The sequence below is a fragment of the Stenotrophomonas genospecies 3 genome (assembly GCF_054473855.1).
Genome location: NZ_JBTMUR010000015.1, coordinates 70927 through 88858 on the forward strand (window position 1 = coordinate 70927; position 17932 = coordinate 88858).

Below are 17932 nucleotides of genomic sequence, written 5' to 3' on the forward strand. Positions count from 1 at the left end.
GGCTCAGGCACTCTCGATCTGTTCGCCACGCGCGGCGCGCGCGCGGGGTCCGTGGAAGTATTCCTGGATCCACGGATGATCCAGTTTCTCGATGTCAGGCAAGGGTGCGTTGGCCACCACCCTGCGGTCGGCGATCACCGCGACCCGGTCGCAGATCGCGTACAGCGTGTCCAGGTCGTGGGTGATCAGGAACACGGTCAGCCCCAGCGCTTCCTGCAGGGTCTTGATCAGGCGGTCGAATGCAGCCGCACCGATCGGGTCGAGGCCGGCGGTCGGTTCGTCCAGGAACAGCAGCGGCGGGTCCAGCGCCAATGCACGGGCCAGGCCGGCGCGCTTGCGCATGCCACCGGACAACTGCGAGGGCAGCTTGTTGATCGCATCGGCGGGCAGGCCGGCCAGCTTCACTTTCAGCAGCGCCAGTTCGTAGTGCCAGCGCTCGGGCAATTCGCGGTGGTGTTCCTTCAAGGGCACCTGCACGTTCTCGCCCACGGTCAGCGAGGAGAACAGGGCGCCGTCCTGGAACAGCACGCCGGTGTTGCGCTCGATGTGCAGGCGGCTCTCAGCATCGTCGGCACGCGCGTCGCGGCCGAGCACTTCGATCTGCCCGGCATCGGGCACGCGCAGGCCGAGGATCGAACGCATCAGCACCGATTTGCCGGTACCCGAACCACCCACCACGCCCAGGATCTCGCCGCGGCGTACATCCAGGTCCAGGTCCTCATGCACGGTCTGGCTGCCGAAGCGGTTGACCAGCCCGCGCACGCGGATGGCCAGCTCGTGGCCGTTGTCGTCCTGCATGGGAATTTCTTCGGGCGTCGCATGCGTGCTCATGTCACCAGTCCATGTGCATGAACCACAACGCCGCGAAGGCGTCGATGATGATCACCAGCGAGATGGTCTGCACCACGCTGGAGGTGGTGCGTTCGCCGACCGACTGCGCGGTGCCTTCGACCTTCAGTCCTTCCAGGCAGCCGATCAGGCCGATCACCAGCGCGAACACCGGCGCCTTCGACAGGCCGACCAGCATGTGCCGCACTTCCATCGTCTCGTGCATGCGCGCGATGTACATCTGCGGCGGAATATCCAGGTCGAACGCACCCACCGTGATGCCGCCGGCCAGGCCGGCGACCATGGCGATGAAGGTCAGCAGGGGCAGGGTGACCAGCAGGGCCAGCAGCCGTGGCAGCACCAGCAGGTCGATTGGATCCAGGCCCAGAGTGCGCATCGCATCGATTTCCTCGCGCGCCTTCATCGCACCGATCTGCGCGGTGAAGGCGCTGGCGGTGCGGCCGGCCAGCACGATCGCGGTCAGCAGCACCGCGAACTCGCGCAGGAAGGCGATGTTGACCAACTCGACCACGTAAATCTCGGCGCCGAAATCGCGCAGGATGGTCGAGCCGAGGAAGGCGATCACCGCGCCGACCAGGTAGGACAGTAGCGCCACCAGCGGTACCGCATCCAGCCCGACCTGCTCCATCTGGTGCACGGTGGCGGTCAGACGGAAACGGCGGGGTTCCTTGACCAGGCGTGCGGCCTTGACCAGGTTCTCGCCGAGGAAACTGCACAGCGCTTTGATGTTGTGGCCGGTGGCATGGACGCTGACACCCAGCCGTTCCAGCGCGGCCAGCACGCCGAAATCGCGCTTGGGCTTGGGCCGGTCGTCGGCCACTTCCTCGATGGTGCACACCAGCGCCTGGTGGTCCGGGCGGAACTTCAGTGCGTCCTCACCGAGGTCGGCGCGATGGGCCACGCGCAGCACCTGCAGCACGCCGGCCGAATCCATCTTCTCGATGGCGGTGGCATCGATGCCGGTCAGCGTGTCGGGAACGCCGCGCAGCACTTCGGCCGCGGCCAGCGCGGTCTTCAAGGTCCAGGTGCCGGACAGGCGGATCACGCCCGGGTCATGGGCATCCTGTTCGAGCTGGGGGGCGTGGTTCGGGGTCACTTGGGCCATTCGGGTCGCAGCATAACCGTTCTGTATTGGGCATCGCGTCGAACTCGGATGAATTTCTCCGGTAAGGCCCAGCCTAGGTAATACTACGGCGCATGTCCGCAGACGCTCACACGATCCCCACGCCCCAGGCCACCTACGCGCAGCGCGTGGCCTTCGTTTCCGAGATCGCCGGACGCCTGCACAGCTACGGCACAACGGCCCAGCGCCTGGAAACGGCAGTGGTGGCACTGGCCCGCCAGCTCGATCTGGATTGTGAACCGTGGTCGAATCCCACCGGTATCATCCTCAGCTTCAGCGACCCTGCGCAGGCGATCGGCTCCAGTGACATCACCCGCGTGATCCGCCTGGCCCCCGGCGAGAACGACCTGCACAAGCTCAGCGTGGCCGATCATATCGCCGAGGAAGTGGCCAACGGGCGGATGAGCATCGCCCAGGGCCACACCGCGCTGCGCCAGCTGGACAAGGATCCGGGCCGGCGCGGCAAGCTGCGCACCATCCTTTCGTTCACCCTCGGCGCGGCCGGTGTGGCCGGCATGTGGAAGCTGCCGTGGCTGGACATTGCCACCGCCGGTGTCATCGGCCTGATGATCGGCCTGCTCGGCATGGTCACCGACCGTCGCCCGGCCACCCGCGAAGCCGCCGAGGCGTTGGCGGCGCTGCTGGCCGGCCTGGTCGCCACCCTGGTGGCGTCCTTCATCGGCGCGCTCAACCTCAACACGGTGATCATCGCCTCGCTGGTGGTGCTGCTGCCCGGCATGTCGCTGACCAATGCGGTCAATGAGTTGGCCAGCCAGCACTGGGTGTCGGGTACCGCGCGCTTTGCCGGCGCGCTGACCACCATCATGAAGCTCAGCGTCGGCGCGATGATCGCGGTGACCCTGGCCGACGTGCTCGGGCTCGATCCGGTGATCCGCGCCACGCGGCCGCAGGGGCCGTGGGTGGAGTGGGGCTCACTGCTGACCGCAGCGTTTGCCTTCGCGATGCTGTTCAAGGCCAACCGCCGCGATTATCCGTGGGTGATCGCCGCCTCGGTGGCTGGTTATGCCATCTCCAAGTTCGGTGGCCACGCCTGGGGCGCGCCGGCTGGCATCTTCCTGTCGGCGATGCTGCTGACCGCCGGTGGCAATCTGTTCGGCCGCCTCGTCGGCCGCCCGGGCGCAATCATCCGCCTGCCCGGCATCATCATGATGGTGCCCGGCAGCACCAGCCTGCGCGGCGTGCTGACCCTGGTCCAGCAGCAGGACGTGGGTGCCGGCCAGAGCGTGTTCCTCACCGTGCTCAACGTGGTGATGGCGCTGGTCGCTGGCCTGCTGTTCGGCAACCTGCTGATGCCGGCCCGCAAAACCCTGTAATCGCCCTCTGGGCTGCTTCCTGTGGGTGTGGACCGTTGGTCCACACACCTTTCCTTTCCGGGGAATGAAAAACGCCGGCTTTCGCCGGCGTTTTTCATTGCATCCCGATCCGGCCTCAGGCCTTCTTGATCAGGAAATCTTCCGGCTTCTTGTTGCCCTTGGCGGTCAGCTCGGCCATCCAGCGCGGCTGCTTGCCACGGCCGGTCCAGGTTTCCTTCGGATTGGCCGGGTTGCGGTACTTCGGCGCAACCTTGCCCAGCTTGCGGCCAGCGGTCTTCGACGGTGCCTTGGCGGCCTTGGCCACCTTGCGCGCGCGGGGGGCCGGGGCGTCGCCAAACAGTTCCTCGATGGTGTAACCCTCGGTCTTGGCCAGCTTGGTCAGCTGTGCCCGGACCTTGGTGATCGGCCGGCGCTTGGCGACGATGGTCTGCTGTTTCTTGGCGGTGCGGATCAGGGCGCCCAGCTCGCGTGCCGACAGGCCGGTCAGGTCAATGCTCATTTACGGTTACTCCGGAAACTAATAAGTGGACGGGACGAGCCAGTCCCTGGCGTCGCGGGACAGAATAAAGATGAATTAATCCCAGCACAAATGCAGAGCGGTCATGGCCTGGCAGCATCCCGGCTGCATTGCGTCGATTTTGACCGGATTATGTCCGCTGCAATATTGCTCAAATGGGCGTCAGGCAAAAAAAAGACCGGGGCATGCCCCGGTCTTTTCCTGATCAACCCTGCAGGCGCTGCAGCAGGGTGGCCTTGTCCAGGCTTTCCGCTTCGCTGGCGCGGCGCGAACGGTACTCGTAGGTGCCGGCGGCCAGGCCACGTTCGCTGACCACCACGCGGTGCGGGATGCCGATCAGTTCCATGTCGGCGAACATCGCGCCCGGGCGCAGGCCACGGTCGTCGAGTGCCGCGTCCAGGCCCGCATCGCGCAGCTCCTGCAGCAGGTTGGCCGCGGCGTCGGCCACGGCGGCGTCGCCCTTCGGATTGATCACGCATACCACCACCTGCCACGGCGCCATCGCGTCCGGCCAGATGATGCCGGCATCGTCATGGTTCTGTTCGATCGCGGCAGCCACCACGCGCGAGATGCCGATGCCATAGCAGCCCATCGCCATCACCGCGGCCTTGCCGTTCTCGTCCAGAACGGTGGCATCCAGCGCTTCGGCGTACTTACGGCCGAGCTGGAACACGTGGCCGACTTCGATGCCACGGGCGATCTTCAGTTCACCACCGTCCAGCGCGCGGTCACCGGCACGCACGTTGCGGATGTCGGCCACTTCCGGTTCCGGCAGGTCGCGGCCCCAGTTGACGCCAGCCAGGTGGAAACCGGCTTCGTTGGCGCCGACGACGAAGTCGGACATCGCCGCCACTTCGCGATCGGCCACCACGCGGATGGCCTTGGCCGGGGCGACCGGGCCGAGGAAGCCCGGCACGCTGCCCAGGTGCTCGGCGATTTCCGCCTCACTGGCGAAGCGCTGTTCGTCCAGGCCGGCAACCTTGGCCAGCTTGATCTCGTTGACCTCATGGTCGCCGCGTACCAGCAGCAGCACGAACTGCTGTGCCTTGCCTTCGCCGGCGATCAGCGCCACCGATTTCACCGTGCGCTGCAGGTCGATGCCGAGCAGCGCCGCGACATCCTCGCAGGTCTTCTGGGTGGGGGTATCGACCTTGCGCATGGCTTCGCTGGCGGCCGCACGCGGTGCCGGATCGGCAGCGATCGCCGCTTCCATGTTGGCCGCGTAGTCCGAACCGGTGGAGAACACCAGCGCGTCTTCGCCGGAATCGGCGATGACGTGGAATTCCTGCGAGGCATCACCGCCGATCGCGCCGGAGTCGGCCTGCACCATGCGGAAATCCAGGCCGAGTCGGGTGAAGATGCGGCTGTAGGCCGACTTCATGTTCTCGTACTCGCGTACCAGGCACTCATCGTGCAGGTGGAACGAATAGGCGTCCTTCATCAGGAACTCGCGCGAACGCATCACGCCGAAGCGCGGACGGATCTCGTCGCGGAACTTGGTCTGCACCTGGTAGAAGTTGACCGGCAGCTGCTTGTAGCTGGACAGCTCGCTGCGCGCGAAGTCGCAGGCGGCTTCTTCGGCGGTCGGGCTGTAGCAGAACACCTGGTCCTTGCGGTCCTTGATCTTCAGCAGCTGCGGGCCGAACTTCTGCCAGCGCCCGGTCTGCTCCCACAGTTCCTTCGGCTGGATGGTCGGGATCTGGAATTCCACGGCACCGGCGCGGTCCATTTCCTCGCGCACGATGCGCTCGACCTTGCGCAGCACGCGCAGGCCCAGCGGCGACCAGGTGTACAGGCCCGATGCCAGCTTGCGGATCATGCCCGCGCGCAGCATCAGCCGGTGGCTGGTCAGCTCGGCGTCGCTGGGGGTTTCCTTGGTGGTGTGCAGGTGAAACTGGGAGAGGCGCATCGTCGGCTTCGGATAACGGCAGAGACGCCTATTCTGCCAGCCCGGCCGGGGGGAGGGGTATCGGCAGGGCTGCGCCCTGCACCCGCCTCAAGCAACGTCAACTGCAACTGCAACAGCGGGCTTCCCGTGGGATGGCGGGGTGGGTCCGGTTGCGGGGGACGCCGTAAATACGTCCCTGTGGCTCGGTCGCGCCATCCATGGCGCTCATGCCCCCGCAACCGGACCCACCCCGCTTTCGACAGTTTTCCGCGATCTGTCGCCCTTTTGTAGGGCCGAGCCATGCTCGGCTGCTGTTCGAACAATTCTCGAACTATTCGATTTCCATGGAGATTCATCCACGCATGGCGTGGATCTACTGACCACCGGGAATCTGTCGGGGGTGGGGCGGTGTCGGGTTGCGGGGTGTCAGCCGCATGGATGCGGCTGCCAAGCCTACATGGACGTACTTGCGGCGTCCCCGCAATCCGACACCGCCCCGCCATTCCACGGAATGCCCGCTTTTGACGTTGCCCTTGCCATTGCCTCTGCGGGTGCAGGGCTGCAAGCCCTGCCGATAACCCTCACTCCGCCGGGCAGTAGGCCTTGATGGCGGCTTCAGCCAATCCCTTCTGCGCGCTGCGCTGCTCCGGAGCCAACGGGGTATCGGCCTTGCCATCACCATCGGTGTCCTGCATCACCTGGCCGCCGCCGTCCAGCAGGGCCAGGTTGGCGCGGGCGGTGCTGCACTGCTCGGGCACCGGCGCGGCCGGGGTCTCGGCGCTGGCCGCCGCCTGGGGACTGCGCGCCTGCGCCCGGGTCTCGAACTTCCTGCCCGCCGGCGGGGTCTCCGAATACTGGGTCACGCCATTGGCGTCCTTCCATTTATAGACCGGGCCGGCCACGGCGTTGGCACTGGCCAACAGCAGCAGGCATCCAAGGCAGGACAGGGCACGCATGGCAAACTCCACGGAATGGGCGTAGAACGCCGATTGCAGCATTGGCGCCGAGCACTGGCAAGTCGATTAAACTGGATTCCATGGACCCGATCACACCGCCGCCGCGTTCGCGCACGATTTACCTGCTGCCCAACCTGTTCACCACCGCCGGCCTGTTTGCCGGCTTCTACGCGATCATCGCCGCGGCCAACGGGGACTTCGTCAACGCCAGCATCGCCGTGTTCGTGGCGGCGGTGATGGATGGCCTGGATGGGCGCGTGGCGCGCCTGACCGGCACCAGCAGCGAATTCGGCGTGCAGTACGACTCGCTGGCCGACTTGGTCAGCTTCGGCATGGCCCCGGCGCTGGTGATGTACCACTGGTCGCTGTCGTGGCTGAAGTTCGACGACCCGCTGCTGGGTCGCGTCGGCTGGGCCGTGGCGTTCCTGTATGCCGCCTGCGCGGCGCTGCGCCTGGCCCGCTTCAATACCCAGGTAGCGGTGGTCGACAAGCGCTGGTTCGTCGGCCTTGCCAGCCCGGCCGCAGCCGGCCTGATGATGTCCTTCGTCTGGGCGTTCGCCGATGGCAACCTGGGCTGGGACGGCAACCAGCTGCGCTACGTGGCGCTGGCGGTGACGATCATCGCGGCGCTGCTGATGGTCAGCCGCATCCGCTTCTGGAGCTTCAAGGGCGGCGGCGCCAAGGGCACCCGCTCCGACCGCGTGCCGTTCCTGGTACTGGCCCTGGTGCCAGTGGCGATCGCCATTGCGGTCATCGACCTGCCGCGCGTGCTGTTCGCGGTGGGCATCCTGTACGCCTTGTCGGGCCCGGTGATGTGGGCCGTGCAGCGCCTGCGCAAGAAGCCCGAGGCCGCGTGAGCGAGGACCTGCCCGTGCTGTGGTCACCGGCCCAGCAGGCCTGGCTGCAGGCCATGGGCTACACCGTCTATCACGACGGCCAGCTGGCCGCCGAGCTGGATGCCGCGCTGCAGCTGAGCGTGGCCGAAGCCGAGGCGGCTGCCACACCAGCGGCGGAGCAGGCGCGGGCGTCAACCGCACCCGCGCGCGAACCTCTGGCTGCGGCCGCCCCGGTTTCCCGCCAGGAACGCCCGGCGCCAGCGCGTCGCGAGACCCCGGTCAGCGCACCGGACACCGCGCCCGCGGCTGCCCGGCCGCTGCCTGGCGGCAATGCCCGGCAGCCGGTGGTGCGCCTGCCGGATCGCCTGCAGATCGCCTTGCTGCGCGCGTCCGGCTGCAATCCCAATGATCCGGCCACGCAGGCGCTGATGGACAGCTGGCCGCTGGACCAGCTGCGTCAGGACCCGGCCGCCAAGCGCGCGCTGTGGCCGCAGCTGCGCGCCCTGCGCAAGCGGGGCGCGCCATGAGTGCGGTCAGCCAGCCCGGTCCGGTCAGCCTGCGCGCGCTGCGCGAGAGCGACCTCAACGCGGTGATGGCGATTGAAGTACGCGGCTATCCGTTTCCCTGGACCCGCGGCATCTTCGTCGACTGCCTGCGTGCGGGCTATCCGGGCCTGGCCATGGAGCGTGATGGCCAGCTGATCGGCTATGGCGTGCTCAGCATCGCGGCCGACGAGGCCCATGTGCTGAACGTCTGCATCGATCCACTGACGCAGTCGCGTGGGCTCGGACGTCAGTTGCTGCGCGCGCTGGTACAGCTGGCCGGCGACCGGGGTGCGCAGCGTGTGTTCCTGGAAGTGCGTCCGTCCAACACACCCGCGCTGGCCTTGTACCACAGCGAAGGCTTCAACGAGATCGGTCGCCGCCCGCGTTACTACCCGGCCGCACAGGGCCGCGAAGACGCGGTGGTGATGGCGATCGAACTGGTCGACGGCGACCTGCAGGCGATGCCGCCGCTGTAGCGGAGCAGGTTTGCCGGCCAGCGGCCGGCACTACCGGTAGCCGGCAACCGGGGGTGGCAGGAATGCGCCGACCAAGGTCGGCTGCTACCAAGGCGTGCAATGGCTTGTCCGGTAGGTGCCAGCCTTGGTTGGCACGCTTTCCTCACGCCAGCCGCAGTGCCAACACACCGCCGACGATCAACGCCGCCGCCAGCCAGCGCGCGCGCGGAATCCGTTCGCGCAGCAGGAACACCGAGATCAGCAACGCGAACAGGATCGACGATTCGCGCAACGCCGAGACCATCGCCACCGGCGCCTGGGTCATGGCCCACAACGCCATCGCATACGAGGCGGTGGTGCCGACGCCACCGGCCAGCCCCAGCGGCCAGTGCTGTCGCGCATAGTCCAACACCGCGCCGCGGCGCGTGTACAGCGCCCACAGTGGCAGTGGAATGCCCGACAGCAGGAACAGCCACAACGTATAGCTGAGTGCGCTGCCGGACTGACGCGCGCCCTGCGCATCGACCAGGGTGTAGGTGGCGATCATCGCCGCGGTCAGCAGCGGCAGGCGCAGCTGGCCGCCACGTGCACCCAATGCCATGCACAGGATGCCGGTGCTGACCAGTACGACGCCCAGCCACGCTGCCGGTGGCAGCTGCTCGCCCAGCAGGGTGCCCGGCAACGCGACCAGGATCGGCGCGCTGCCACGCATCAGCGGGTAGGCCAGGCTCATGTCGACCTGCTGGTAACAGCGTGCGACCAGGCCGTAGTAGGTCACCTGCAGCAGCACTGACGCGCCCAGCCACGGCCAGCTGTGCGCGGCGGGAAATGGCAGGAAGGGCAGGGCGGCAGCCGACAGCAGCGCGGCACTGCCGGTCACCAGTACGGTGCCGAGGAACTTGTCCGGCCCGCGCTTGACGATCGCGTTCCAGCTGGCGTGCAGGGCTGCAGCGGCGAGAACCAGCAGGAAGATGGAAAGCGGCATCCGCCGATGATGCCATGCGCGGGAAATGTAGAGTCGAGCCATGCTCGACCGCTGTCATGAGTCGAGCACGGCTCGACTCTACAAAAGGAAACGCCGGGCAGTACCCGGCGTTTCCCTGCACTTACAGCTTCGCGCGCTGCTCGCGCAGGCCGGCCAGCTGGGTGTTCCAGTCGATCAGGCGCACGCGCTCCTGCTCGACCACGGCCGGCGGCACCTTGTCGGTGAACTTGGCCAGCTTGGTCTCGCTCTTCTCCTGCTCGCCTTCCACGCGCTTGATCTCCTTGTCCAGGCGCGCGCGCTCGGCATCGAGATCGACCAGGCCTTCCAGCGGCACCAGCAGCTTCAGCTCACCGACGATCGCCGCGGCGGCCGGCGGTGCGCTTTCGCCTTCGGCCAGCCACTGGATGCTGTCCAGCTTCAGCAGGAACGACAGCGAGGCGCTGAAACGTTCGATGCGCACGCGGTCCTGCTCCAGACCGGCCTGCAGGCGCAGCGGCACCAGCTTGGACGGCGCGACGTTCAGCTCACTGCGCACGCGGCGCACGGCACTGATCACGGCCTTCAGCCATTCCACGTCGGCCTCGGCCTGGGCGAAATCGCCTTCGAACTCGGCGGCGGTCGGGTACGGGCGCAGCGACAGCGTGGTTTCGGCCAGGCCCAGGCGCGGCGCCAGCTGCTGCCACAGCTGTTCGGTGATGAACGGGGTCAGCGGGTGCAGCAGGCGCAGCAGCGCTTCCAGCACGTACAGCAGGGTGTGGCGGGTGCTTTCGGCGTCGGCGGCATCGGCACCATTCAGTGCCGGCTTGCTCAGCTCCAGGAACCAGTCGCAGAACTCGTTCCAGGCGAACTCGTACAGGCACTGCGCCAGCAGGTCGAAGCGGTAGTTGGCGTAGTGGCCCTGCGCCTCGGTGGACACCGCCGCCAGGCGCGCCAGGATCCAGCGCTCGGCATCGGTGCGCGGCGTCGGCACGCCGGTGAACGCTGCACCCTCGGTGTTCATCAGGGTGAAGCGGCTGGCGTTCCACAGCTTGTTGCAGAAGTTCTTGTAGCCCTCGGCGCGGTTCATGTCGAACTTGATGTCGCGGCCGTGGGTAGCCAGCGCGGCGATGGTGAAGCGCAGCGCATCGGCACCGTGGGCAGCAATGCCGTCCGGGAATTCCTTGCGGGTGGCCTTCTCGATCTTCTCCACCATCTTCGGCTGCATCAGGCCGCCGGTGCGCTTGGCGACCAGGTCGTCGATGGTGATGCCGTCGATGATGTCCAGCGGATCGAGCACGTTGCCCTTGCTCTTGGACATCTTCTGGCCCTGGCCGTCGCGGATCAGGCCGGTGAAGTAGACGTCCTTGAACGGGATCTTCCCGACCAGGTTGTCGGTGGCCATGATCATGCGTGCCACCCAGAAGAAGATGATGTCGAAGCCAGTGATCAGCACCGACGACGGCAGGTAGCGGTCGAAGCCGCGCTCGGCCATGGCCTGTTCGTTCGGCCAGCCCAGGGTGGAGAACGGCCACAGCTGCGAGGAGAACCAGGTCTCCAGCACGTCGCTTTCCTGGTTCAGCACCACGTCGCTGCCCAGGTTGTGCTTCGCCCGCACTTCCTCTTCGCTGCGACCGACGTAGCAGCTGCCAGTGGCTTCGTCGAACCACGCCGGAATGCGGTGGCCCCACCACAGCTGGCGGCTGATGCACCAGTCCTGGATGTTGTTCATCCAGTGGCGGTAGGTGTTGATCCAGTTCGGCGGCACGAAGGAAATGCTGCCGTCTTCGACCAGCTCCAGGCCACGCTTGGCCAGGTCGTCCATCTTCACGAACCACTGGTCGGTCAGGTATGGCTCGATCACCTGGCCGGTACGGTCGCCGCGCGGCACCTGCAGCTTGTGCGCCTTGGTCTCGACCAGGATGCCCAGGTCTTCCAGCTCGGCCAGCACGGCCTTGCGCGCGGCGTAGCGGTCCAGACCCTGGAAACGCTCCGGCGCGTTCTCGTTCAGCGCCGCCACCGGGGTGAACAGGTTGATCATCGGCAGGCTGTGGCGCACGCCCACTTCATAGTCGTTGAAATCGTGCGCCGGGGTGACCTTGACCACGCCGGTGCCGAAGGCACGGTCCACGTAGTCGTCGGCGATCACCGGGACGCGGCGGCCGGTCAGCGGCAGCACCACGCTCTTGCCGATCAGGTGCGCATAACGCGCGTCTTCCGGGTGCACCATCACCGCGGTATCGCCCAGCAGGGTTTCCGGGCGGGTGGTGGCGACGACCAGGTAGTCGCGGGTTTCGCGCAGGGTTTCCACGCCGTCGGCATCGCGCTCGACGTGCTCGTAGCTCAGGCCCTCATCCAGCGTGTAGGCGATCGACCACAGGAAGCCGTCTTCCTCGGCGCTTTCCACTTCCAGGTCGGAAATGGCGGTCTTCAGCACCGGGTCCCAGTTGACCAGGCGCTGGCCGCGATAGATCAGGCCCTGCTCGTACCAGCGCACGAAGGCCTCGTTGACCGCCGCCGACGGCTGCGGGTCCATGGTGAAGGTGCTGCGCGACCAGTCGGCGGAGGTGCCGAGGCGGCGCATCTGGCGTTCGATGGTGTCGCCGGACTGCTGCTTCCACTCCCAGACCTTGCCGATGAAACCTTCGCGGCCCAGCGAATCGCGGGTCTCGCCCTTGCCTTCCAGCGCCAGGTTGCGGCTGACCACCATTTCGGTGGCGATGCCGGCGTGGTCGGTGCCGACCTGCCACAGCGTGTCGTAGCCGCGCATGCGGTGGTAGCGCACCAGCGCGTCCATCAGGGTCTGCTGGAAGGCGTGGCCCATGTGCAGGGTGCCGGTCACGTTCGGCGGCGGCAGCAGGATGGTGTACGGCTCGCCCGTGCCGGACGGCTTGAAGTGGCCGGCCTTCTCCCAGGCCTCGTAGAGGTCGGTCTCGAAGGACTTCGGGTCGTAACTGGAGGCGAGTTGGGTCATGCGGGGGAACCGGTAATCAAGGCGGAAGGGAGATCAGCGCGGCCCGAGGGCGCGCCGGATCTTCTGGTCGGTGTGGTACTGGCTGACCGCGTAGGCGGCCCAGATGGCGGCGGGCAGCCAGCCGATCAGGGTGATCTGCAGGATCAGGCAGACAATGCCGGCAAACGGCCGGCCGATGGTGAAGAAGGACAGCCAGGGAAGAATCAGGGCGATCAACAGGCGCATCAAGGGGTCCTCGCTGGACTTACATGTCGTGCTTGTTCAGGTCGTAACCGGCGGCCTTGTACTGGCGCCAGCGTTCGCGCAGCGGTTCGCGCGCTTCCGGGTCGGCCGGAACCACTTCCAGCACGCGCTCGCACTCGCCCAGCCAGGGCTCATCACGCAGGTTGATCACCAGCGGGCGCGCCGGTGCCTCGGTGCCAGGCACGGCGATCAGCACCAGGGCTTCTTCCTCGTCCATGTCCTCGCCGGCGATCTGGTGCGGGATGTAGGCATCGTTGTCGAACGCCCACAGCAGTTCGTCCAGCTCCTCGGCCTGGGCCTGGTCGCGGGCCAGCACCAGGGTGAACAACCCGGCGTCGTTGGCCTTGCGCGCCAGCTCGCAGACCAGGCGCAACGGCTCGGTCAGGAAGCGGGGCTTGGCGATCAGGTAGAAGTCGGCGCGGGGCATGGCAGGGTCCGGGTCAGGCAGGGGCCCGGCAGTGCCGGGCGAGGCCCTGGCCGGCGGGCGCCGGCCAGGGTCGGGTACGGCATCAGGCGCGGGCGACCTGGTCCAGCAGCCACTGGCTCAGCAGGCCGACCGGGCGGCCGGTGGCCATGCCACGCTTACCTTCATCGCTGGCCACGCCGGCGATGTCCAGGTGGGCCCAGCGCTGGCCTTCGGCGAAGCGCGACAGGAAACAGCCGGCGGTGATCGCACCGGCCCAGCGGCCGCCGATGTTGTAGACGTCGGCGAAGGTCGAATCCAGCATCGGCTGGTACTCGTCCCACAGCGGCAGGCGCCAGGCGCGGTCGAACACCTGCTCGCCGGCGGCCAGCAGCTCGTTGGCCAGGTCGTCGTGCTTGCTCATCAGGCCGGCGGTCTGGTGGCCCAGGGCGACCATGCAGGCGCCGGTCAGGGTGGCGACGTCGACCAGCGCGGCCGGCTCGAAGCGCTGCGCGTAGGTCAGCGCGTCGCACAGGATCAGGCGGCCTTCGGCGTCGGTGTTGCCCACTTCGATGGTCTTGCCCGACATCGAGGTGATCACGTCGGACGGGCGGTAGGCGTTGCCGTCGATGGCGTTTTCCACCGCCGGCACCACCACCACCAGGTTCAGCGGCAGCTTGGCCTTGACCGCAGCGACGAAGGTGCCGATGACGTTGGCGCCACCGCACATGTCGTACTTCATCTCTTCGATGCCGCCCTGGGTCTTCAGGTTGACGCCACCGGTATCGAAGGTGATGCCCTTGCCGACCAGCACGTACGGCTTGGCGTCGCCGCCATTGTTCCACTTCAGCACGACCAGGCGCGGGCGGTTGGCCGAACCACGGGCCACGGCCAGCAGCGAGCCCATGCCCAGTGCTTCCATCTGGTGCTCGTCGAGGATCTCGGCTTCGGCACCGTCGTGCTCGCCGGCGAACTTCACGCCGACCTCGGCCAGATGGGCCGGGGTGCAGTAGTTCGGCGGCAGGTTGCCCAGTTCGCGGGCGAACTCGACACCGGCGGCGATGGCCTGGCCCTGGGCCAGGGCCTGCGCGTCGTCACCGGCGATGGCCAGCTGGGCCAGGCCGGCGTCGTCGGCCTTCTTCTTGCCCAGGGTGGCGGTGTAGCGGTACGCGGCATGATCGGCGGCGATCACCGCCTGGCGGATCGCCCAGGCCGCGTCGCGGTCCTTCACCGCCACTTCGGACAGGGTGAACAGTGCGCTGCGGGCAGCACCGGCCTTCAGCGCGCGCACGGCGTCGCCGACGGCCTTCAGGTACTGCGGCACGCCGAAGCGGGCGGCTTCGCCCAGGCCGACCACCAGCACGCGCGGGGCGGTCACGCCCGGCAGGTCATGCAGCAGGGTGGTGGCGCCGGTCTTGCCGGACAGGTCGCCGCGCTGGGCCAGGGCGGCCAGGCGGCCACCGCTGGCGGCGTCCAGGGCCTGTGCGGCCGGGGTCAGGGTATGGTCGGCATACGCGCCAACCACCAGGCAATCGACGGTGGCGGCGGCCGGAGCAACGTGGTTCAGGGTGAATTCGAGGGCCATTGAGCAGATTCCATTGGCGAGTCCGTACAATCGCAGGCCGTTTACGCCCAGACAGTAGACTGGGCGGCACCGCGAACGAACCCCAGAGTTTAAACCACCGCCCCATGCTGAAGCTCGACCGATACCTGCTGGGCGATTTCGTCCAGAGTTTCCTGGCTACCCTGATCGTCCTGCTGGTGGTCAGCGTGGGCGGCGTGCTGGTGGACATCCTCGGCAACATCGCCGACGGGCGCCTGCCGGCCAAGCTGCTGTTCTCGCAGCTGGGCCTGCAGTTCATCGCCTACCTGCCGCTGATCCTGCCGCTGGCGCTGATGCTGGGCCTGCTGCTGGCCATCGCGCGCCTGTACCGCGACTCGGAAATGGCAGTGATCACCGCCATTGGTGTCGGCCCCAAGCGACTGCTGCGGCCACTGCTGATGCTGGTGGTGCCGGTGGTGGCACTGGTGGGCGCCTGCTCGCTGTGGCTGGGCCCGTGGGCCGGCCGGGTGGCCGAGCAGATGATCATCGAGGCCAACCGCAGCGTGCTGATGGCCGGTCTGGAGCCGGGCCGCTTCACCCCGCTGCCCAATGGCGGCGTGGTCTACCTGTCCTCGATCTCGCCCGATGGCACCCAGCTGGGCAAGGTGTTCCTGCAGCGCCAGAAGGATGACCGCCTGGAGGTGGTGTCGGCCAATGGCGGCCGCATGTTCTTCGAGGGCACCCGTCAGCGCTTCCTGGAGCTGGATGACGGCCACCAGGTGGAAGGGCCGGTGGCTGGTGGCCTGGACTACCGCCTGGCGACCTTTGCCCGCAATGACGTGGCCCTGCCCGATGGCGCGCAGACCCGCACCGAGGATGACCCGGAACTGATGCCGACCCTGCAGCTGATCGGCGATGAGCGTCCGCAGGCGCAGGCGCAGCTGCACCGCCGCCTGGCGCCGCCGCTGATCGCGCTGGCGTTCGCCCTGCTGACCGTGCCGCTGGGCCGCAGCTCGCCGCGCCAGCAGCGCTACGGCCGCATGATGCTGGCGCTGATGGCCTACATGGTCGGTACCAATCTGATGTTCATCGGCAGCGGCTGGATCGCCAACGGCAAGATCCCCCCAGCGCTCGGCCTGTGGTGGTTGACTCTGCCGTTGCTGGCGCTGGCAATCTGGATGTATGCACGTGATGGCCGCCTGGGCCGCCCGAAGGGAGCCCGCGCATGAGGCTGCGCCCGATGCGTTTCGACCTGTACCTGGGCCGGTCGGTGTTCACCACGGTGCTGCTGACCTGGGCCGTGCTGGTTGGCCTGGACGTGGTGATGGCGTTCTCCGGCGAGTTCAAGGACATCGGCAAGAACGGCTACACGCTGGGCCATGCCGCCGCATGGGTGCTGTACACGGTGCCACGCCGCGCCTACACCATGTTCCCCACCGCCGCGGTGATCGGTGCACTGATGGGCCTGGGCCAGCTGGCAGCGACCTCGGAGCTGACCGCGCTGCGTGCGCTGGGCCTGTCGCGCAAGCGCCTGAGCGTTTCAGTGGCGATTGCGCTGTCGCTGCTGACCGCGGTGATGGTGTTCAGCGCCGAGACCCTGGGCCCCTGGGGCCAGGACCGCGCCGATGCGTTGAAGTCCAGCGCCAAGTGGGGGCGGGATATCGCCACCAGCCGCTACTCGGGCCTGTGGGCACGCGAGGGCGATACCTTCCTCAACGCGCAGAGCGGCGAGGAGCAGCTGGTTGGCGACAAGGGCACGCGCCTGATCCTGCGCGACGTGCGCCTGTATCACATCGCTGAAGACGGCCGGATCGCCTCGCTGACCCATGCTGCCACCGTCGAGCATGACAAGGATGGCTGGGTATTGACGGGCGTGCGCCGGGACACCTTTGGTGAACGCTCGGCCACGCGTGAGGAAGTGGCGCGCGAACCGTGGAATTCGAAGCTGGATGCGGCCGCATTGGCCACCGGCATCGCCAAGCCGCGCAACCTCAGCCTCGCCGAACTGAGCACCAGCATCACCTACCGGCAGCGCAACGGGCTGGACGCGCGTGACTTCGAGGACGTGTACTGGAGCCGCTGGTTCTACCCGTTGAACGTGCTGGCGCTGTGCCTGGCGGCGGTGCCGTTCGCGTTCGGTTCGCTGCGCAGCGGCGGCATGGGCAAGCGCCTGTTCCTGGGCATCCTGTTCGCGCTGGGCTTCTGGCTGCTGCAGCTGTTCTTCGGCCGCATGGCCGGCGCGCTGAAGTTCGATTACCGCATTGCCTATGCGCTGCCACCGATCGTGATGCTGGCGGTGTCCGGACTGCTGTTCCGGCGCAAATCGGGTTGATTCCCAGGGAGCCGGGCAAGGCCCGGCTGTTTCCGTTTCACTTCAAGGACGAACATGAGCTTCCAACGCTTTCTGCCGTACATCGCGGCCGTGCTGCTTTCTGCCGGCTGCAGCCGGTCCACCGTCGACTTCGAGATCGACAACCCGACGGATGCACCGCTGACCTTGTCGGTCGACCAGCAGGTGCATACCCTGCCGCCGCATACCTCCATGCCCCTGGTCCTGGAGCCGGGCCAGTACCGGCTGCAGAGCGAGAAGATCGGCAGCGTACGCATGGTTGTCTACGCCGACGGGATCGGCGGGCTGATCAACCCGGCCATGGCCGAGTACGTGATCGTCACCGAGCAGTACGTCACCAGCAAAACCAATACCGGCAACCTGGCATCGAAGATCGAACTGAACGATGTGGAGATCGAGGGTCCCTACGTGAAGGCGACCGGCTTCTTCATTCCGCGCCGTTGGGACGCAGGACTGAAGGACGAACTGCCTGACACGGTGGTCTCCAGCAGCCCGGATACCTCGTCCGACTACCGGACCAAGCTCTACAATGTGCCTGGCTTCTTCGAATACCTGGATGCCGGGGACGAGCTGAAGGAGGCTTTCGGGCCGGATGGCTACCGGCCGCCGGCAGCATCGGTGGCTTTCACTGCCGCCCAGCTGCCGCCGCTTCCGGCGGCCTATGAGGCCCAGGGCAAACCGATGCGCGAGCTGTACGCGCAGTACCTTGCCGCAACCGATGCAGGCGAGCAGAAGCGCCTGAAGAAGGCCAGCCTGAAACTGTGGCAGGAGTTCGTGAAGACCCGTGCGCAGTTGAGCGGACAGTCGCCGGTGGCCGATGATGTGCAGGCCAATGCGTTTGCGTCCGCCTTCTTCGACCTCTGGACGCAGCCGGCGGTGATCCTGCCGGACCCGGCGCCAGCCGGCTGATCGCTGCGTTGATCGTGTAGAGCCGAGTCCATGCTCGGCTCTACAC

General features: G+C 67.2%; 17 protein-coding genes. 7 read left to right on the top strand and 10 right to left on the bottom strand.

Translation table 11 applies throughout. From position 1 onward, the window contains the following. Positions 1–3: 3 nt before the first annotated feature. Positions 4–831: an ABC transporter ATP-binding protein gene (locus ACX9OT_RS18485; RefSeq protein WP_121504842.1), complete on the bottom strand. Its 828-nt coding sequence runs from the start codon at positions 829–831 to the stop codon at positions 4–6. A 1-nt stretch (position 832) separates the two neighbouring features. Continuing rightward, positions 833–1954 carry an ABC transporter permease gene (locus ACX9OT_RS18490; protein ID WP_032127999.1) on the bottom strand — a complete coding sequence of 374 codons (1122 nt, stop codon included), beginning with the start codon at positions 1952–1954 and terminating at the stop codon, positions 833–835. Between the two features lie 92 nt (positions 1955–2046). On the opposite strand from ACX9OT_RS18490, the gene ACX9OT_RS18495 reads away from it, so the two are divergent. Next, entirely contained in the window at positions 2047–3306 is a 1260-nt protein-coding gene (locus ACX9OT_RS18495) for a threonine/serine exporter family protein (RefSeq protein WP_049398420.1), read from the top strand. A gap of 115 nt (positions 3307–3421) precedes the next feature. On the opposite strand, the gene ACX9OT_RS18500 is transcribed toward ACX9OT_RS18495, so the two are convergent. The 3 genes from ACX9OT_RS18500 to ACX9OT_RS18510 all read right to left on the bottom strand — a co-directional run bounded on the left by ACX9OT_RS18500 (position 3422) and on the right by ACX9OT_RS18510 (position 6667). Continuing rightward, positions 3422–3805, bottom strand: a complete 384-nt coding sequence (locus ACX9OT_RS18500) for an H-NS histone family protein (RefSeq protein ID WP_049398421.1) — start codon at positions 3803–3805, stop codon at positions 3422–3424. A gap of 223 nt (positions 3806–4028) precedes the next feature. Beyond that, positions 4029–5732 carry a proline--tRNA ligase gene (locus tag ACX9OT_RS18505; RefSeq protein WP_032128001.1) on the bottom strand — a complete coding sequence of 568 codons (1704 nt, stop codon included), beginning with the start codon at positions 5730–5732 and terminating at the stop codon, positions 4029–4031. Positions 5733–6292: 560 nt separating this feature from the next. Next, positions 6293–6667, bottom strand: coding sequence for a DUF4124 domain-containing protein (locus tag ACX9OT_RS18510; RefSeq protein ID WP_100437948.1), 375 nt, complete (start codon positions 6665–6667; stop codon positions 6293–6295). Positions 6668–6747: 80 nt separating this feature from the next. Between ACX9OT_RS18510 and pssA the strand changes: the two genes are divergently transcribed. Genes pssA through rimI form a run of 3 tightly spaced genes read left to right on the top strand, consistent with a single transcriptional unit; the run spans position 6748 to position 8524 of the window. Further along, the gene (pssA, locus tag ACX9OT_RS18515; protein WP_019660986.1) at positions 6748–7524 is read left to right on the top strand and encodes a CDP-diacylglycerol--serine O-phosphatidyltransferase; all 777 of its coding nucleotides are present in this window, start codon (positions 6748–6750) and stop codon (positions 7522–7524) included. Continuing rightward, on the top strand, positions 7521–8030 hold the full coding sequence (locus ACX9OT_RS18520; protein WP_423163245.1) for a hypothetical protein: 510 nt from the start codon (positions 7521–7523) through the stop codon (positions 8028–8030). The genes pssA and ACX9OT_RS18520 overlap by 4 nt, the downstream gene beginning before the upstream one ends. Further along, positions 8027–8524 carry a ribosomal protein S18-alanine N-acetyltransferase gene (rimI, locus tag ACX9OT_RS18525; RefSeq protein WP_032128003.1) on the top strand — a complete coding sequence of 166 codons (498 nt, stop codon included), beginning with the start codon at positions 8027–8029 and terminating at the stop codon, positions 8522–8524. Before ACX9OT_RS18520 ends, rimI begins: the two co-directional genes overlap by 4 nt. Positions 8525–8666: 142 nt before the next feature. On the opposite strand, the gene ACX9OT_RS18530 is transcribed toward rimI, so the two are convergent. From ACX9OT_RS18530 to ACX9OT_RS18550, 5 genes are all read right to left on the bottom strand, one after another. Next, positions 8667–9488 carry an EamA family transporter gene (locus tag ACX9OT_RS18530; protein ID WP_423163244.1) on the bottom strand — a complete coding sequence of 274 codons (822 nt, stop codon included), beginning with the start codon at positions 9486–9488 and terminating at the stop codon, positions 8667–8669. 121 nt (positions 9489–9609) lie between these two features. After that, positions 9610–12438, bottom strand: coding sequence for a valine--tRNA ligase (locus tag ACX9OT_RS18535; protein ID WP_423163242.1), 2829 nt, complete (start codon positions 12436–12438; stop codon positions 9610–9612). A 33-nt stretch (positions 12439–12471) separates the two neighbouring features. Beyond that, positions 12472–12663: a YqaE/Pmp3 family membrane protein gene (locus tag ACX9OT_RS18540; protein WP_012510005.1), complete on the bottom strand. Its 192-nt coding sequence runs from the start codon at positions 12661–12663 to the stop codon at positions 12472–12474. A 19-nt stretch (positions 12664–12682) separates the two neighbouring features. Further along, positions 12683–13108 (bottom strand): DNA polymerase III subunit chi, encoded by a 426-nt coding sequence (locus ACX9OT_RS18545; protein WP_049400292.1) that lies wholly within the window; start codon positions 13106–13108, stop codon positions 12683–12685. 82 nt (positions 13109–13190) lie between these two features. Beyond that, positions 13191–14669 carry a leucyl aminopeptidase gene (locus tag ACX9OT_RS18550; RefSeq protein WP_423163241.1) on the bottom strand — a complete coding sequence of 493 codons (1479 nt, stop codon included), beginning with the start codon at positions 14667–14669 and terminating at the stop codon, positions 13191–13193. Positions 14670–14773: 104 nt separating this feature from the next. On the opposite strand from ACX9OT_RS18550, the gene lptF reads away from it, so the two are divergent. Genes lptF through ACX9OT_RS18565 form a run of 3 tightly spaced genes read left to right on the top strand, consistent with a single transcriptional unit; the run spans position 14774 to position 17886 of the window. Beyond that, positions 14774–15856 (top strand): LPS export ABC transporter permease LptF, encoded by a 1083-nt coding sequence (gene lptF, locus ACX9OT_RS18555; protein ID WP_032128008.1) that lies wholly within the window; start codon positions 14774–14776, stop codon positions 15854–15856. After that, complete coding sequence (lptG, locus tag ACX9OT_RS18560; protein WP_459003118.1) at positions 15853–16959, top strand: LPS export ABC transporter permease LptG; 1107 nt, start codon at positions 15853–15855, stop codon at positions 16957–16959. Before lptF ends, lptG begins: the two co-directional genes overlap by 4 nt. A 54-nt stretch (positions 16960–17013) precedes the next feature. Beyond that, the gene (locus ACX9OT_RS18565; protein WP_100437852.1) at positions 17014–17886 is read left to right on the top strand and encodes a hypothetical protein; all 873 of its coding nucleotides are present in this window, start codon (positions 17014–17016) and stop codon (positions 17884–17886) included. Positions 17887–17932: the final 46 nt, after the last annotated feature.

Coding starts and splice junctions, on each gene's coding strand:
- ACX9OT_RS18485 (WP_121504842.1), bottom strand. CDS start 831: ATGAGCACGCATGCGACGCCCGAAGAAATTCCCATGCAGGACGACAAC.
- ACX9OT_RS18490 (WP_032127999.1), bottom strand. CDS start 1,954: ATGGCCCAAGTGACCCCGAACCACGCCCCCCAGCTCGAACAGGATGCC.
- ACX9OT_RS18495 (WP_049398420.1), top strand. CDS start 2,047: ATGTCCGCAGACGCTCACACGATCCCCACGCCCCAGGCCACCTACGCG.
- ACX9OT_RS18500 (WP_049398421.1), bottom strand. CDS start 3,805: ATGAGCATTGACCTGACCGGCCTGTCGGCACGCGAGCTGGGCGCCCTG.
- ACX9OT_RS18505 (WP_032128001.1), bottom strand. CDS start 5,732: ATGCGCCTCTCCCAGTTTCACCTGCACACCACCAAGGAAACCCCCAGC.
- ACX9OT_RS18510 (WP_100437948.1), bottom strand. CDS start 6,667: ATGCGTGCCCTGTCCTGCCTTGGATGCCTGCTGCTGTTGGCCAGTGCC.
- pssA (WP_019660986.1), top strand. CDS start 6,748: ATGGACCCGATCACACCGCCGCCGCGTTCGCGCACGATTTACCTGCTG.
- rimI (WP_032128003.1), top strand. CDS start 8,027: ATGAGTGCGGTCAGCCAGCCCGGTCCGGTCAGCCTGCGCGCGCTGCGC.
- ACX9OT_RS18530 (WP_423163244.1), bottom strand. CDS start 9,488: ATGCCGCTTTCCATCTTCCTGCTGGTTCTCGCCGCTGCAGCCCTGCAC.
- ACX9OT_RS18535 (WP_423163242.1), bottom strand. CDS start 12,438: ATGACCCAACTCGCCTCCAGTTACGACCCGAAGTCCTTCGAGACCGAC.
- ACX9OT_RS18540 (WP_012510005.1), bottom strand. CDS start 12,663: ATGCGCCTGTTGATCGCCCTGATTCTTCCCTGGCTGTCCTTCTTCACC.
- ACX9OT_RS18545 (WP_049400292.1), bottom strand. CDS start 13,108: ATGCCCCGCGCCGACTTCTACCTGATCGCCAAGCCCCGCTTCCTGACC.
- ACX9OT_RS18550 (WP_423163241.1), bottom strand. CDS start 14,669: ATGGCCCTCGAATTCACCCTGAACCACGTTGCTCCGGCCGCCGCCACC.
- lptF (WP_032128008.1), top strand. CDS start 14,774: ATGCTGAAGCTCGACCGATACCTGCTGGGCGATTTCGTCCAGAGTTTC.
- lptG (WP_459003118.1), top strand. CDS start 15,853: ATGAGGCTGCGCCCGATGCGTTTCGACCTGTACCTGGGCCGGTCGGTG.
- ACX9OT_RS18565 (WP_100437852.1), top strand. CDS start 17,014: ATGAGCTTCCAACGCTTTCTGCCGTACATCGCGGCCGTGCTGCTTTCT.